This window comes from Shewanella sp. GutCb, assembly GCF_002836135.1.
GTDB lineage: Bacteria > Pseudomonadota > Gammaproteobacteria > Enterobacterales > Shewanellaceae > Shewanella.
The window spans coordinates 46,940-62,488 of sequence record NZ_PJBL01000020.1; the positions used below are offsets into that span (position 1 = coordinate 46,940).

Sequence of the window (15,549 nt, forward strand, 5' to 3'; positions counted from 1 at the left end):
AAAGGGGGATAAATAACAAATATTAGGAAAATGGACGGACTAATTATCTTCGTCGAATTTGGTATTGATCAAATGACATATGGCATCTAACGCTGGTTTTGCATCTGGGCCGTTGGCGAGAAGCTGTATGGATTTACCCATTCCAGTTTCTAACATGAGTAAGCCTAGTACACTTACCGCTGAAGCTTGCTTTTCACCTTGAATAATAGTGATTTGGGCATCAAATTCTGAGGCTAAAACCACCAGTTTTGTTGCCGCTCTGGCATGTAGCCCGAGCTTATTGCAGATGGTGACTTGCCGTTCAATCGTTGGCATTTTTTAACTCTCTATGGCTAGAAGTGACTTTATGTCGGCCTTTTTTGAAGTGTTCAGCGAGTCGTTCTGTGACATAAACAGAGCGATGCTGGCCACCAGTACAACCAATAGCGATAGTGAGGTAGCTGCGGTTGTTACGTTCTAAATCGGGTAACCAAGTCTCCAATAAATTCTCGATCTGCCAGATAAACTTATTGACTGTAGGGTGCAGATTTAAAAACTCTTGCACGGGTTTATCGAGCCCTGTCATGGGTCTGAGATCCGGCTCCCAATGTGGATTTGGAAGAAATCGAACGTCAAACATAAAATCAGCTTCAGTTGGCATGCCATGTTTAAACCCAAAAGACTCAAACTTGATCATCAGCTCTTTATCGACGTTGCCTAATAAGATCTCACGTACTTGGTCATTGAGATCGTAAATATTGAGGGTAGAAGTATCAATATAATGGTCAACGATCTTAGCGAGCGGTTCCAACTGGCGCCCTTCAAGCTGAATTGCTTCTTTTAATGAAATGTTTGCATGAGACAAAGGGTGCAGACGACGAGTTTCGTTGTAGCGCTTGAGGAGCACTTCATCGCTAGAGTTTAAAAAGAAGCTCAATAACTCCACGCCTTCTGGCAAATTGGTCAGATGCTTAATCCATTCGTTCTCTTTTTCTGGCATGTTGCGGATATCAACACTAATAGCGACTAACTCTGAGTTACCAGAAAGTTGTTCAAGCAGGGTGCCCATCATTGGCAATGGTAGATTATCGACACAATAATAGCCGAGATCTTCTAGCATTCTTAACAGTACTGATTTGCCTGAGCCGGAACGACCAGAGACTAGAACGAGTTTCATCTTTTCACTACCTAATAAAAGTTAGAATTAATGTTTTATAAATGTATACGGGGTGTACAAGATTATAGATTAACTTTTTTCTGGCTTAAAGCAATAGCTTAGGCTAGTTGGTAATAATAAATAATATTGCTGTAATAAATGCCTAGGTCGTTAAATCTTACTGCTTGTATATCGGTAATCTCTAGCGACTTACGGACTTGAGTCCGTCGAGATAGTTGCACTTTTAGGTTTGTTTTTACCGCAGTTTATACATTATTTTGGCGAGGTGGGACGATACGGAGGCAATGCAGTTTAATTATTCTCCACAAATAGCCTATAACACGGCAACAATAGCTTAGGAACACTGGTTTAAGTGTTTCTAAGCTATTCCTACAAGAGTGTGTAAGCGTTTCTCTTTGCTCATGTCTTGTACTTCTTGAACATCAAAAAATGCGTAAAAACTAAGCTCGACAGATCAGAGACCTCTCACTATTGAGTGATTAAGTCATATAACTCAGATTCACTCTTACTTTTTCTCAACTGCTTCACGATCGCTTTGTCGTTAAGCTTTTCTGCCATTGAAGACAGCGTCGCGAGATGTTGCTCACATTGATCTGCGGGCACTAACAGGGCAAATAATATATCAACCGGTTGCTTATCTATCGAGTCAAAAGATATCGGTGTTTCACATTTGATTAATATGCCCAATGGATGGTCAATATTAGCCAATCTCCCGTGAGGGATTGCTATACCGTTGCCTATACCTGTGCTACCCATTTTTTCGCGAGCCAACAGGCTTTCGAAAATCTCTTGTGAAGAAAGGGTAGGGTACTGGGCAGCGGCAATATCGCTGATGAGTTCCAGTACTTTTTTCTTACTGCCCGGAGTGGCACAGGTAGTGCATTCCGGCTGCAGGATGGTACATAGTTCCATCGTTAGTGTTTGGTCAGCTTCTCTTTGTGTTTAATAACCTGACGATCTAATTTGTCGATCAGGGAGTCGATTGCGGCGTACATGTCCGCATGTTCCGAAGTGGCAAAAACTTCACCTTTTTTCAGGTGAATTCGTGCTTCGGCAATCTGTTGCATTTTTTCAACATTCAATATGACGTGCACATTATTGATCTGATCGAAATGACGTTCAAGCTTTGTAAATTTTTCTTCAACATAACTGCGCAGTGACGCAGTGATTTCAATGTGATGCCCAGTAAGGTTAATTTGCATAGAAAGATTCCTCCAAGTGTCTAATTTTAGTTATAAACTCTTGCGTTGGTTTGAGGGCGGGATCATCATTGCTTCGCGGTATTTCGCGATGGTACGTCGAGCAACTTTAATCCCCTGTTCTGCCAACAGTTGCGCCATTTTGCTATCGCTTAATGGTTTCTGTTGGTTTTCAGCTGCGACTAACTTCTTAATAAACGCTCTAATTGCTGTTGATGAGCACTCTCCACCGTCGTCGGTTCCGACATGACTAGAGAAGAAATACTTTAACTCGAAAATACCTCTAGGGGTATGCATATACTTTTGTGTGGTCACCCTTGAGATAGTGGATTCATGCATCTCTACGGCTTCAGCAATGTCGTTGAGTACCATAGGTTTCATGGCTTCATCACCATATTCGAAAAATCCCTGTTGGAACTTCACAATACAGTTGGAGACTTTTAGGAGGGTCTCATTACGACTCTCAATGCTTTTAATAAACCATTTAGCTTCTTGTAAGTGACTACGAATAAATTGGCCATCTGCTTGATTTTTTTGGCTACGAGCCATCGAAGCATAGTGTTGATTGACGTTGATTTTTGGCATGTAGTCGGGGTTGAGTTCAACCACCCAACGGCCTTTCTTTTTTGTCACTGAAACGTCGGGGATCACATATTCGTCTTTACTTCGCGTGACTGCCAGGCCCGGTCTTGGGTTCAAGGTTTGAATAAGCGTGATAGCATCACGCAGGTCATCCTCTTTGAGCTTAGTCTTACGCATCAATTGCCTAAAATCACGTCCAGCAATCAAATCTAAGTAATCTTTAATGAGCAGGCGAGCATTGTCTATATGGGGTGTTGTTTCTGCATATTGAGCTAATTGGATAAGCAGACATTCACTGAGATCTCTGGCTGCGACGCCGATAGGGTCGAAATGCTGCACGCGTTTGAGTACGGCTTCCACTTCGTCTATCTCGATCTCTGGATCGCCCATTGCTTCAAGAATATCTTCACAATTCTGAGTAAGGTAACCTCGCTCATCAACCGCATCAATAATGGCGGTGGCAATCGCTAGGTCATTATCAGAAAAAGGCGTTAGATTTTTCTGCCATTCAAGATGTTCGTATAAACCTTCAGTGGTTTCGCCTTGGAATGGCATATCATCATCGCGCATTCCGCCGGAGCTTGAATTCGAAGACACGGTATAGACTTCATCCCAAGTAGTATCCATTGGGAGTTCATCTGGCATTGAATCTTGCGTTAATGCATCAGAGGTGTCTACCGCAGCGCTATCCTGCTGTGGATCAACATCTGTGTTACTGCTGTATTCATTGTCGCTATCCGACTCTGAATAGCTGTCAGAGTCACTGGTGGTTCTATCTTCGTTGCTGATAGGCTCGCCATCGGATTGCTCTTCATCTAATTCAAGCAGTGGATTAGAGTCTAATGCTTGCTGGATCTCTTGCTGCAGCTCTAAAGAGGACAATTGCAAAAGGCGAATAGCCTGCTGTAATTGTGGAGTCATAGTTAGCTGCTGACCCATTTTGAGCTGGAGTGACGCTTTCATCTTACCGCTATTCCCTACACTGTAATTAAACGTTGAAGCTCGGTGATTTGACGAAGAGAGCTTAAAGAGTCAACACTTTGATTGTATTCATATACTTAGCTAATGCTATACAATTAAACCCGCATACTGTGGGTTAACTATAGCCTGAATTGTTCACCTAAGTACACTGCTCGAACCTGCTGATTATCTAATATCTCGGCAGGTGTGCCTTCTGCAATCAAATTTCCGTGACTTACGATATAGGCATGTTCACAAACGTCCAATGTTTCACGCACATTGTGGTCTGTGATCAACACCCCTAAGCCACGGCTTTTTAACTGTTCAATAATCTTTTTAATATCGATAACCGATATTGGATCAACGCCGGCAAAAGGTTCATCGAGTAGAATAAACTTTGGGTTGGCTGCCAGTGCTCGAGCAATTTCAACTCTGCGGCGTTCACCACCTGATAACGCCATGCCTTGGCTATCGCGGATATGGGTGATGTGAAACTCTTCGAGTAGGTGTTCAAGTTGCTCTTCACGCTGCTCGTTATTGATATCTTTGCGAGTCTGTAATACTGCCATGATATTGTCACGCACTGAGAGCTTTCTAAAGATGCTTGCCTCTTGTGGCAAGTAGCCAATGCCTTTACGTGCTCGGAGATGCATTGGGTCTAAGGTTAAATCATCGTCATCGATTAAGATCTGACCCTTGTCGCTCTGAACTAAACCAACAACCATATAAAATGTTGTGGTTTTACCTGCACCATTAGGACCCAATAACCCAACAATTTGCCCTGTTTTGACCGTTAAACTCACATCTTGAACAACGGCTCGGCTCTTATAACTTTTCGCTAAATTGCGTACGGTCAGCGTTTTTTGGGTCATTGCTGTTCCTGCTTTTTAATGGGTGCGGCTGGGGTTTCAGGCGTCTCTTCTTGATAAGCTTCAGGCTGAATGATAGTGATCACGCGATCATTACCTTTACCTGTACTTTCTGCGACTAATTTTTGTAGTCCGATATTGTACTTGATGCGGTTACCCGTGACTTGGCTGCCCTCTTGCTCCAAGGTTGCATTACCTAACAAGGTTAAGGTTCTTGTTGCCAACTCATAACGGATCTCTTTCGCACTTGCCATCGCCGGGCGGCCATCTTCCATCATTTGGGTATATGTCGCAGGATTACCCGTAGCCACGAGTATTTTTCCTGAGCTCGCTTCTTTAGAGAACACCCGTAATTCATCAGCCTTCATTTTAATTGAACCCTGAGTTACTTCTACAGGACCAAAAAAGATCACCTGATTATTTTTTATATCAGCTTCTTGGCTGGCAGCAGCAATTTTAACTTCTTGCTTTAAGTCATCGACTTGCGCGTAGCTACTAATGCTAAGCAGACACAACAGACCTGCAAGTATTGATTGATTGTATTTCATAACTTCCTTCTACTCCGCTATTGGGTTGCTAGCATGAGTGAGTATATTTGTTTTTTGAATCGCTTACTTAACATCGTAGATCCCTTCGACTTGACTGATCAACTTTACACTTTGGGCGTTAAGATCAGCATAAAGGCCTGTTCCCTGAATCACAAACTCATTGCCAGTGACGTAAATGATTTCATCAGAGGTCATAACCATCGTCTCTAGATCAAGCTCTAAATAGGAGGTAGACAATGTTTGGATCGGCTCTTCTGGACTAATAGAATCGATAATAACATTGTTTTCCAATGAGACCTTACCGGTTAAATTGTTATGGGTTCCTTTAGCCGCGGTTAAACGCCATTGGGCTTGACCATCATCGGGATAGATCAAATAAACCGGGTCAGTGAAGTAAGTCATACTGGCTTCTTCAAAGTGTTCCATGTGCTTGGCGGTGACTTTGCTATTAATGAGACCCGCTTCATTGTATTCAGTGCTGCGCATATCATTGATGATGTAGTTAGGGCGTTCGCTTATATCAATGTCTAACGTTTGGTCGCTTTTTTTAGACTGCACTTGCCAATAAAGGATCAGTGCGGTGCCAAATAAAGCGATAATCGCTAGGGTGACGCGATTCATATGCTCATCCCGTGAGCCGACTCAAACTTACCTTGGCTAAGTAATAACAAGTCTGTGAGCTCTCTAAGGGCGCCATGACCACCATTAATATGAGTTGTCATTAAAGCATGTTGCTTCACGTAAGGGTGGCCATCAGCGACGCAAACCGATAAACCGACCTCTTTCATCACCGGCAAGTCGACCATATCATCACCTATATAGGCAACTTCATTTGGGTTGACATTGTAAAGTGCTAATAACTCATTGTAGGGGCTTAACTTGTTATCAACGCCTTGATAAATATGAGTGACGCCGAGTGCTGTCATTCTATCTTCGACAATTTTTGATTTTCGACCAGTAATAATCGCCACGTTAATGCCGCTAGAAAGAACGGAGCGAACACCGTAACCATCTCGAGTGTGGAATGTTTTAAGCTCTTCGCCGGAGTTGCTCATATAGACTAGGCCATCGGAAAATACGCCATCTACATCGCAAATAAGCAGTTTGATTTTGCTGGCGGCTTGCCAAACATCATCGCTAATCGGGCCATAGAATCCCTGTTTAGACATGTTAAATAACTCCTGCTTTCACCATGTCGAGCATGTTAAGTGCGCCGACAGGTTGTTGCTGTGAATTGATGACTATCAAACCATTAATGTTTTTCTCTTCCATCACTTTTAATGCTTCTGCTGCAAGTACATTATCAGTAATGGTGACACAGCCTTTAGACATAACTTCAGCAATGGGGGTGGTACGTAAGTTAACTTCTGCATCAATCACTCGGCGTAAGTCGCCGTCGGTGAATATACCGACTAAAGTGCTTTTCTCATCGACAATGGCAGTCATGCCTAAGCCTTTTTTAGATATTTCGTAAAGCGCATCGGTAATACAGATATCATGCTTTACCAGCGGCAGCTCATTGTCTTTATGCATTACGTCACTGACTTTTAAGAGTAGCTTACGCCCTAAAGTTCCACCGGGATGAGACAGTGCAAAGTCATCTTTAGTAAACCCGCGAGCTTGCAGTAAAGCAACCGCTAATGCATCGCCCATCACCAAAGTGGCCGTCGTGCTCGATGTTGGCGCTAATCCCAGCGGGCAGGCTTCTTCGGGCACTTCAATACAAAGGTGCAGATGGGCTAGCTTTGCCATGTTGGATTCCGGCTTGCCTGTTAACGAAATCATCGGCAGCCCCATGCGCTTGATTACTGGCATTAATGTCAGAATCTCACTCGATTCACCTGAGTTAGAGATAGCAAGGACGATATCGTTTTCGCTTAATACGCCTAAATCACCGTGACTCGCTTCACCTGGATGGACAAAAAATGCAGGCGTTCCAGTGCTGGCTAATGTGGCTGAGATCTTATTACCTATATGGCCTGATTTGCCCATTCCCATAACGATAACTTTGCCGGTGCACTGCAATATTAATTGGCATGCTTGGGCAAACTCATTTGAGTCTACATATTGGTAAAGGTTATCGAGTGCTTTTTTCTCGATATCAATGACCTTGGTGCCCCACTGGCGTAGCTGCTGTTCATCTACCATTTCTTGGTCTCTCTCTAATTTACTGCTTTATAGGTCGCATTCATATTTAAGATAGGAAAAGTAACGCTTGATACGCGACAAATGTAATGAGTAGAACAACGCCATGCCAAGGCTTTAGTTGCCTAGCGCGTCCGCTCAATAATATCAGTATTGCAAGCGCACTGCTCGTTGCAAGTACCATGTAGAAATCTCTCGTGCTTGCCGCGGCATCGACGGCACCTGGCGCGATAATGCCGGGTATGGCAAGTACCGCTAAAATATTAAATAAGTTTGAACCCACAATATTACCGATGGCTAAATCATCCTCTTTTTTCAACACGCCAGCAATACAGGCTGCAAGCTCAGGAAGACTGGTACCCACGGCAATAATCGTCAGTCCGATGACTAAGTCAGAAAGGTGATAAGCCTTAGCAATGCCTACAGCACCTTGAACCATCCAATCGGCTGAAAGAGGTAACAACACCATGCCGATGACAAGCCAAAAAATCGCTTTCTTGGTGGGGACATTTGAGGGAACCTCATTATCGGCATCAATGGCTAACGCATCGCGATTATTATTCGTCAGACCATGCCAAATTAGGTAGCCCATTAATGCGAAAAAGAGCACTAAAAGAGACACGCCTTCAATTCGGGTTAAAAAGCCGTCATATAAAAAGTAACCCACAATGACGGTGGCGGCTAACATTAAAGGGATTTCACGTTTCAGCGTTTGTGAACTGACGGAAATAGCCCCGAGTAACGCTGTAATACCTAGAATGAGTGTGATGTTAGCTATATTGGAACCGAGCACGTTACCAATGGCTGTATCTGTCATGCCTTCCATTGACGCGGTGGCGGCAACAAACATTTCTGGTGCAGAGCTGCCCATAGCCACAATGGTTAAGCCTATTAACATTGGTGGAAGGCCTAAGTTGCGTGCAAAAGCTGCCGCACCGTATACAAACTTATCTGCGCTCCAGACTAAAGCACTTAAGCCAGCCACTAACAAAAATATATTAAATAACATCGATTCTAGGTATTTGAGGATATAGCCGCGTATTTTCGCTGTAATTTAACAAAAATGAAAGTATTGAGACGAGATAGTGTTGATTTGGTTGTACCTGATTGTTCAATTACGTACAATTTCTCCCTTTCCAGTACGGAAAAATGGATGTTTCTTAATTTGAATGCAGGGCTCATGCATGACTCAAAACCATAACTCATTGGTCGAAATCCAGAATATGGCCTTTAGCCGCGGCTCACATGTCATTTATGAAGACATCAGTCTATCGATCCCTAAAGGCAAGGTTACTGCAATAATGGGACCTAGTGGCATAGGCAAAACCACCTTACTGAAATTAATCGGTGGTCAGCTCACGCCAAGTAAAGGCAAAGTACTTTTTGATGGCATCGATGTGCATCAATGCAGCCGCAGCCAATTATTTGTATTGCGTAAGCGCATGAGTATGCTGTTCCAAAGTGGCGCGCTATTTACGGACATGAATGTGTTCGATAATGTTGCGTTTGCGCTTAGGGAGCACTCTGGTTTACCTGAAGCGATTATTCGCCGCATCGTGTTAATGAAACTCGAAGCGGTTGGACTGCGCGGCGCCGCCCCGTTAATGCCAACCGAGCTTTCAGGAGGAATGCAGCGCAGAGCTGCCTTGGCTCGTGCCATCGCCTTGGAACCGGAAATCATTCTTTATGACGAACCGTTTGCAGGACAAGACCCTATTTCAATGGGGGTTTTGGTTAAATTAATTCGTGAACTGTCCGATGCACTTAATCTGACTTCAGTGGTGGTGTCGCATGATGTGCAAGAGGTGCTAGGCATTGCTGATTATGTCTATGTGCTGGCAGATAAAAGAATTATCGCTCATGGCACCCCCGAAGAACTGCGCTTGGCTGACAATCCGCAGTTAACACAGTTTATTGGCGGAGAACCAGACGGGCCGGTGCCGTTTCATTACCCTGCACCGGACTATAAGAAGGAGCTGCTAAGTGGGCTTGATTAATCAAATCGCTAAGTTGGGTCGTGGTGCTATTGATTTAGTGGTTGGTCTTGGTCAAGCGGGACTGATGCTATGGGGTGCGATAGCGCATCGCCCAAGGTTTAGAAAAGGTACGCCGTTGCTCATCAAGCAATTGTATGTGGTTGGCGTGCAATCAATGGTGATTATTTTAGTATCGGGGCTCTTTATTGGCATGGTATTAGCGCTGCAAGGCTATAATATACTTGTTGGCTTTGGCACTGAAGAGAGCCTAGGACCCATGGTCGCCTTGAGCTTATTGCGTGAATTAGGTCCTGTAATTACCGCACTATTATTTGCCGGACGCGCGGGCTCAGCATTAACGGCTGAGCTTGGCCTAATGAAAAGCACTGAGCAGCTCTCGAGCCTGGAAATGATGGCTATTGATCCGCTACGGCAGATTATTGCACCGCGCTTTTGGGCGGGAGTGATAAGTTTACCTTTGTTAGCATTAATGTTTACCGCCATAGGTATTTACGGTGGTCATGTTGTTGGCGTTGAATGGAAAGGGATCGATAGTGGCGCTTTTTGGTCAATATTGCAGTCTTCAGTTGAATGGCGAGAGGACATTGTTAACTGTATTATAAAAAGTGCATTGTTTGCGGTGGTAGTGACTTGGATAGCACTTTATCGCGGTTATAATGTGGTACCTAATCCAGAAGGGATCAGCCGAGCAACAACCCAAACGGTAGTGCAGTCTAGCTTGGCGGTGTTGGCGTTAGATTTTTTGCTGACAGCGATGATGTTTGGCAGCTAGCGTAAGATTGCAAGCATGTTAATTATTGTTTAGATTTATTGAATAGAGTGGTAAATGAGTTATGTTGACACGGAAGATTGAGGTGTTAGTCGGCCTATTTTTATTGTCTGGATTGGCAGCGTTTTTAATATTAGTTTTCAATGTTGCCAATGTAGAAGTAAAAACGGGTGACAGTAGTTATTCCCTCCACGCCAAATTCAGCAATATTGGCGGTTTGAAAGTGCGTTCTCCAGTGAAGGTAGGTGGCGTGGTGGTTGGCCGAGTTAGTGCCATCACTTTGGACCCAGAAAGATTGGTCCCTATCGTTACGCTCTCGATGGATAAGCGCTATCAGTATTTCCCAGAAACGAGCACGTTATCGATCTTAACATCCGGCTTATTAGGCGAGCAGTTTTTAGGGCTGGCCCCAGGTTTTATGGATGACGATGTTGAGATGTTAGCCGATGGTGACAGTATTGACGATACCCATTCGGCATTGGTATTAGAAGAACTGATTGGCCAGTTCTTATATAGTGCAGGTTCAAAAGATTAGCGGTAGGAGTAATGGATATGTTGAATAAATTTTGTCGCGGATTGATGCTGGTTACAGTGGCGTTTATGAGTCTTAGCGTGCAAGCGGCTGATACCGAAAATAGTACCGATGTTGAGATAGATAAAACGAACCCTTATACAATGGTTGAGGCTGTTTCTAAAAAAACATTTGCGCGCTTTAACCTAGATAGGCAGTTGATTGCTGATAATCCTGAGCATTTAAAGGTTATTGTTACCGAAGAGTTGATGCCGTATATCGATTATAAATACGCCTCTTATAAAGTGTTGGGTCAGTACTTACGTGACACTACAAAAGATGAACGTACTCGCTTTGTTGAGGCTTTTAGAGGTTATTTAGTTTCAACGTATGCACAAGCGTTTACTGAATATACAGATCAAACGGTTAAATTTAATCCTGCTAAAGATTTTTCCGGCGAGAAGATGGTCAACGTTAATGTTAGGATCATCGAGAAAGGGCGCCCTGAAATCAAGTTACAGTTTAGAGCTCGGCGTTTAAAAGATGATACTTGGAAAGCATTTGATCTTGTTGCCGAAGGTGTTAGCTTATTATCTTCAAAGCAATCAGAGGTCACTAACTTGGTTCGTCAAAAAGGCATCGAAGCAGTGATCGAGATGCTCATTGAGCGCACAGCGACTCATATTGATTTAAACCCGAGTGAGCAGGCCAACTAGTGGCAAGCTTTCAACAGCAAGGTATTATTTGTGCGATTAGCGGCCGCTTAGATCAAGATGCCGTAATCAGTCTATGGAATGACAGACGTTGCTTATTGGATGTCGACACTGCTTTTTTACAGTTATCGGACATTGAATATTGTGACAGTGCTGGAGTGGCATTTTTACTCGAATTAGTCAGTGTTTTTGCCGCAAAAGGTGCTAGCTTGAAGTTGATTTCAGCTTCAGAGCAGCTTAAGAAATTTATCGTATTATATGATTTAAACGACTTCTTTTATGAAGAAGCACAGTAAGGTGAATAGTTCCATGGAATGTAAAGATATAGAAGCGATCCTGTTAGAAGCATTATCCTTAGAAGAAGTAAAAGTGACTCAAGAAGGGACTCATTACAAGATTGTCGCCGTCGGTGATTGTTTTGACGGGATGGGGCGCGTTAAGCAGCAACAGACAATTTATGGTCCATTAATGGCTCACATTACTAGCGGTGAGTTACACGCTATTACGATTAATGCATTCACGCCAACACAATGGAAGCGTGAAAAAGTCTTTAATATGTAATTGCTGATTTAGAGAGTTAATGTGGATAAATTAAAAATTGAAGCGAGCAATGCGCTTGCGGGTGAAGTTGTCATTTCAGGCGCCAAAAACGCGGCTCTGCCAATTCTAATGGCGGGTGTGTTAGCTGAGACAGACTTTAATGTATCTAATGTTCCTAGTCTTAGGGATGTTAATACCAGTTGTGAATTATTACGCTGCTTGGGTGCCGAAGTCACTCGCTCAGGCGATGATAAAGTGTGTATCTCAACCACCAATCTTAATGAGTTTTGCGCCCCTTATGAATTAGTTAAAACGATGCGTGCATCGATATTGATTCTAGGCCCTTTACTTGCTCGATACGGTAAGGCTGATGTGTCTCTGCCCGGTGGTTGTGCTATTGGTGCCCGCCCGGTGAATTTGCATCTGCAAGGCTTAGAGCAAATGGGTGCCAAGATTGAAGTCAAAGAGGGCTATATCAAAGCTCGTGTTGACGGTCGTCTTAAAGGCGCCCATATCTTTATGGATATGATCAGCGTCGGCGCAACCGAGAACTTATTAATGGCTGCTGCATTAGCTGATGGCGAAACTGTTATCGAAAATGCAGCACGTGAGCCTGAAATTGTAGATTTAGCCAATTGCTTGATGGCAATGGGGGCAAACATCGAAGGCGCTGGTACCGATACCATTCGCATTCAAGGTGTTGAGTCGCTCCAAGGTTGTGATTATCGCGTGATGCCGGACCGCATCGAAACCGGTAGCTTTCTTGTGGCCGCAGCGGTGACTCGCGGAAAGATTCGTTGCACTAAAGCGGACCCTAAATCGCTTGAAGCGGTACTGGCTAAGCTTGAAGATGCAGGCGCAAAGATCACTACCGGTGATGACTGGATTGAACTTGATATGCAAGGGCAGCGCCCTAAAGCAGTCAATATTAAGACGGTGGCTTACCCTGGCTTTCCAACTGACATGCAAGCACAATTTTGTGTGCTTAATGCATTAGCAGAAGGTACCGCAACCATCACTGAAACCATTTTTGAGAACCGCTTTATGCATGTTCCAGAGCTGAGCCGTATGGGCGCAACAATGGAGCTAGAGGGTAATACCTGTATTATCCACGGCATTGAAAAGCTAAATGGTGCACAAGTGATGGCAACCGATCTACGGGCATCAGCCAGTTTAGTGATTGCAGGGCTTGTTGCTGAAGGAACAACGATTGTTGACCGTATCTACCATTTAGATCGCGGTTACGAGCATATTGAACAAAAGTTCAAAGGGCTTGGTGGACACGTTGAACGGGTAAAATCATAAACTGATTGAGCTTAGCTTTACGAAATAAGAACCATTTAGGCGTTATCGCTTAAATGGTTTTTTGTTTTATGAACTAGCGCAAATTAACGAGAGGCTAAATCAGAACAAGATCAACACATGGCTATCTTTACAATGTTATGTTATCGCTATGCCTATTTTTGTCACTTTTAATATCTATCTATTCTACGGCCTAGTTTTTTTCTCTATAGGTTGCGCTGTCGTATTCCGAAATTTTAGATATAGCCAGCTTAAAGTTGCTCCTACCCTGTGGGCGTTGGCCATTTTTGGGTTTTCACACGCCTTCCATGAGTGGTCCGAACTGTATATTATTATTTTTTCGCATGATATTGGGCAGCAGTATCAACTACTGATCCAGTGGCTCAGCCTTGCTAAGCTACTCTTATCCTATATCGCGTTAATGGTGTTTGCTTGGCAAATACTGAGTATTACCACCAAGCGGGTTGCTATGGTTGGGCATGGGATCATTCTGTCGATATTAATTAGCTATCTATGGCTGATTATTCCAGACCTGCATGATCTGGCAGCCAACAACACTGGTTTTGCTGAAGCGAGTCAATATACCCGTATATTAATTGGTTTTGGTAGTGCCTCTTTAGCGGGCATTGGCATGGCCGTTTATGGCAATAGCTTACGTCAAGAGAAGCATCACTATGGATTGTACTTTGTGATCAGTGGGGTTGGCCTACTGATATACGGTGTACTCTCAGGACTCGTACCGACAGATTCTCATCATAGTGTGCCGGTGTTGCGAACCCTCGCTGGCGGCTTGATTTTAGTTGCACTGTTTAAGGCGTTAAAAGTCTTTGATTTGGAAAGAGAGCAAGTAACCGCAGCCAAGCTTAAGCGTGCTCTTGAGGCTGATAAATACAAAGCGATAGGTCGATTAGCAATGGGAGTGGCGCACGAGATCAATAATCCATTGGCCTCTTCAACACTCGCGCTAGATCTTTGGCAGCGGAAGAACCCTGAACATTTTAGTTCTGAAGGGGACTACTTGAATCGAGCTAGACTGGGTATTGAGCGTGCTTCATCTATCAGTAAAGAGCTATTGAGCTATGCTCGGCCCGCGTCAGGCATACGCGGCAATGTTGCGATTGAAGATATATTAAATAGCGCTGTAAAGTTGTTGGCTCACCGCTGTAAGCATCATGAGATCCAGTTGAATTGTGCAGCTCATATTTTTCTCTATTGTGAAAAAATTAAATTAGAAGAGTTAATCATCAACTTACTTTGTAACGCGTTAGATGCATCGCAGCTTCGGCAAAGAATAACAGTTGATGTTACCGAGGTAGATACTCGGGTCATTATTACTGTCAAAGATGTCGGCTGTGGTATGAGTAAAGAGGGGTTAGCTCGTGCTACAGAACTGTTTTACTCCAGTAAACCAGTCGGCAAAGGCACTGGGTTAGGGTTGGCTATTTGTGAGCAAATTACATCATTACATAACGGGAAAATGAATATTGTGAGTGAGTTAGATAAAGGTACCACTGTAGAGTTAGTCTTTTATCGGGAGCTCTGCTAATGATCTCTATTCTACTGGCCGAAGATGATAACGAACTTAGGCGTAACATGGTTGAACTGCTTGAGCTTGAAGGTTACCGGGTAACGGCAGTTGAGAGCGCTGAAGCTGCAATTGCAGAAAGTGAACTACAACACTTTGATATCGCGCTATTAGATCTCTTGATGTCGGGGATGACTGGCGTTGAAGCTATATCGAATTTACGCCATCAGCAGCCTTTTATTGCCATCGTGATTATTACCGCTTATGCAACGGTTGATACTGCAGTTGATGCGATGAAAAAGGGGGCTGATAGTGTGATGACTAAGCCTTTTAAGAGCCAGGAACTCATTGTGACCATTAAGCGTAGCTTAGCGGAAAAAGAGATGCTTAAAAGCCGTTCTGATCTCGACCCTGATCTTGTCTACAGCGCGCTGGCTAACCCATACCGCCGCAAGGCATTAATAGCACTGGCAGCCCATCAAGCCTTGAAATTTATGGATTTGTGTCGTTTGGTCGAAATGGATGACCATACCAAGTTTAACTTCCATCTACGTCAATTAAAAAAGGCTGGCCTTGTTATGCAAAATGAGAAGAAGATCTATATTCTGACAAATACAGGTCAATTTGTTTTACAACATCACAACTTATCTGAAGATTAAATATAGTTAATAAATAAGACGTTAGATACATTCTGATAACAATAGTTCACAACTTGTTAATTCTAGTGAACTCT

The 15,549-nt window shown here is 43.5% G+C and carries 20 protein-coding genes; 9 read left to right on the top strand and 11 right to left on the bottom strand.

The features are described from left to right. Nucleotides 1-39: 39 nt before the first annotated feature. The 11 genes from CXF86_RS12045 to CXF86_RS12095 form a co-directional block, all read right to left on the bottom strand. Nucleotides 40-315: an HPr family phosphocarrier protein gene (locus CXF86_RS12045; RefSeq protein ID WP_101093545.1), complete on the bottom strand. Its 276-nt coding sequence runs from the start codon at nt 313-315 to the stop codon at nt 40-42. Continuing rightward, nucleotides 302-1,156, bottom strand: coding sequence for an RNase adapter RapZ (rapZ, locus tag CXF86_RS12050; protein WP_101098039.1), 855 nt, complete (start codon nt 1,154-1,156; stop codon nt 302-304). The genes CXF86_RS12045 and rapZ overlap by 14 nt, the downstream gene beginning before the upstream one ends. Before the next feature lie 468 nt (nt 1,157-1,624). Beyond that, the gene (gene ptsN, locus CXF86_RS12055) at nt 1,625-2,068 is read right to left on the bottom strand and encodes a PTS IIA-like nitrogen regulatory protein PtsN (protein ID WP_101092614.1); all 444 of its coding nucleotides are present in this window, start codon (nt 2,066-2,068) and stop codon (nt 1,625-1,627) included. Between the two features lie 2 nt (nt 2,069-2,070). Further along, nucleotides 2,071-2,358 carry a ribosome hibernation promoting factor gene (gene hpf, locus CXF86_RS12060; RefSeq protein ID WP_101092613.1) on the bottom strand — a complete coding sequence of 96 codons (288 nt, stop codon included), beginning with the start codon at nt 2,356-2,358 and terminating at the stop codon, nt 2,071-2,073. Nucleotides 2,359-2,388: 30 nt separating this feature from the next. Beyond that, nucleotides 2,389-3,900: an RNA polymerase factor sigma-54 gene (locus CXF86_RS12065; RefSeq protein WP_101092612.1), complete on the bottom strand. Its 1,512-nt coding sequence runs from the start codon at nt 3,898-3,900 to the stop codon at nt 2,389-2,391. A 137-nt stretch (nt 3,901-4,037) separates the two neighbouring features. Continuing rightward, entirely contained in the window at nt 4,038-4,769 is a 732-nt protein-coding gene (gene lptB, locus CXF86_RS12070; RefSeq protein WP_101092611.1) for an LPS export ABC transporter ATP-binding protein, read from the bottom strand. After that, nucleotides 4,766-5,314, bottom strand: a complete 549-nt coding sequence (lptA, locus tag CXF86_RS12075; RefSeq protein WP_101092610.1) for a lipopolysaccharide transport periplasmic protein LptA — start codon at nt 5,312-5,314, stop codon at nt 4,766-4,768. The genes lptB and lptA overlap by 4 nt, the downstream gene beginning before the upstream one ends. Nucleotides 5,315-5,377: 63 nt before the next feature. Next, the gene (gene lptC / locus CXF86_RS12080) at nt 5,378-5,935 is read right to left on the bottom strand and encodes an LPS export ABC transporter periplasmic protein LptC (RefSeq protein ID WP_101092609.1); all 558 of its coding nucleotides are present in this window, start codon (nt 5,933-5,935) and stop codon (nt 5,378-5,380) included. Further along, the gene (kdsC, locus tag CXF86_RS12085) at nt 5,932-6,483 is read right to left on the bottom strand and encodes a 3-deoxy-manno-octulosonate-8-phosphatase KdsC (RefSeq protein WP_101092608.1); all 552 of its coding nucleotides are present in this window, start codon (nt 6,481-6,483) and stop codon (nt 5,932-5,934) included. The genes lptC and kdsC overlap by 4 nt, the downstream gene beginning before the upstream one ends. Before the next feature lies 1 nt (nt 6,484). Next, entirely contained in the window at nt 6,485-7,462 is a 978-nt protein-coding gene (locus CXF86_RS12090; RefSeq protein WP_101092607.1) for a KpsF/GutQ family sugar-phosphate isomerase, read from the bottom strand. 46 nt (nt 7,463-7,508) lie between these two features. Further along, complete coding sequence (locus CXF86_RS12095) at nt 7,509-8,468, bottom strand: calcium/sodium antiporter (RefSeq protein WP_101092606.1); 960 nt, start codon at nt 8,466-8,468, stop codon at nt 7,509-7,511. A gap of 175 nt (nt 8,469-8,643) precedes the next feature. Here CXF86_RS12095 and CXF86_RS12100 point away from each other — a divergent pair, with 175 nt between their 5' ends. The 9 genes from CXF86_RS12100 (at nt 8,644) to CXF86_RS12140 (ending at nt 15,475) form a co-directional block, all read left to right on the top strand. Beyond that, nucleotides 8,644-9,456 carry an ATP-binding cassette domain-containing protein gene (locus CXF86_RS12100; RefSeq protein WP_101092605.1) on the top strand — a complete coding sequence of 271 codons (813 nt, stop codon included), beginning with the start codon at nt 8,644-8,646 and terminating at the stop codon, nt 9,454-9,456. Continuing rightward, nucleotides 9,443-10,228: a lipid asymmetry maintenance ABC transporter permease subunit MlaE gene (gene mlaE, locus CXF86_RS12105; protein WP_101092604.1), complete on the top strand. Its 786-nt coding sequence runs from the start codon at nt 9,443-9,445 to the stop codon at nt 10,226-10,228. Before CXF86_RS12100 ends, mlaE begins: the two co-directional genes overlap by 14 nt. A 61-nt stretch (nt 10,229-10,289) precedes the next feature. Then, a complete protein-coding gene (mlaD, locus tag CXF86_RS12110) occupies nt 10,290-10,760 on the top strand; it encodes an outer membrane lipid asymmetry maintenance protein MlaD (RefSeq protein WP_101092603.1) in 471 nt (156 codons plus the stop codon). 17 nt (nt 10,761-10,777) lie between these two features. Then, complete coding sequence (locus tag CXF86_RS12115) at nt 10,778-11,452, top strand: MlaC/ttg2D family ABC transporter substrate-binding protein (RefSeq protein WP_101092602.1); 675 nt, start codon at nt 10,778-10,780, stop codon at nt 11,450-11,452. Further along, the gene (locus CXF86_RS12120; protein ID WP_101092601.1) at nt 11,452-11,745 is read left to right on the top strand and encodes an STAS domain-containing protein; all 294 of its coding nucleotides are present in this window, start codon (nt 11,452-11,454) and stop codon (nt 11,743-11,745) included. The genes CXF86_RS12115 and CXF86_RS12120 overlap by 1 nt, the downstream gene beginning before the upstream one ends. Nucleotides 11,746-11,758: 13 nt before the next feature. After that, entirely contained in the window at nt 11,759-12,010 is a 252-nt protein-coding gene (locus CXF86_RS12125) for a BolA family protein (protein WP_101092600.1), read from the top strand. A 21-nt stretch (nt 12,011-12,031) separates the two neighbouring features. Next, nucleotides 12,032-13,294, top strand: coding sequence for a UDP-N-acetylglucosamine 1-carboxyvinyltransferase (gene murA, locus CXF86_RS12130; RefSeq protein WP_101092599.1), 1,263 nt, complete (start codon nt 12,032-12,034; stop codon nt 13,292-13,294). A gap of 148 nt (nt 13,295-13,442) precedes the next feature. Further along, complete coding sequence (locus CXF86_RS12135; RefSeq protein WP_102039136.1) at nt 13,443-14,837, top strand: sensor histidine kinase; 1,395 nt, start codon at nt 13,443-13,445, stop codon at nt 14,835-14,837. After that, nucleotides 14,837-15,475 (top strand): response regulator, encoded by a 639-nt coding sequence (locus tag CXF86_RS12140; protein WP_101092598.1) that lies wholly within the window; start codon nt 14,837-14,839, stop codon nt 15,473-15,475. Before CXF86_RS12135 ends, CXF86_RS12140 begins: the two co-directional genes overlap by 1 nt. Nucleotides 15,476-15,549 lie beyond the last annotated feature (74 nt).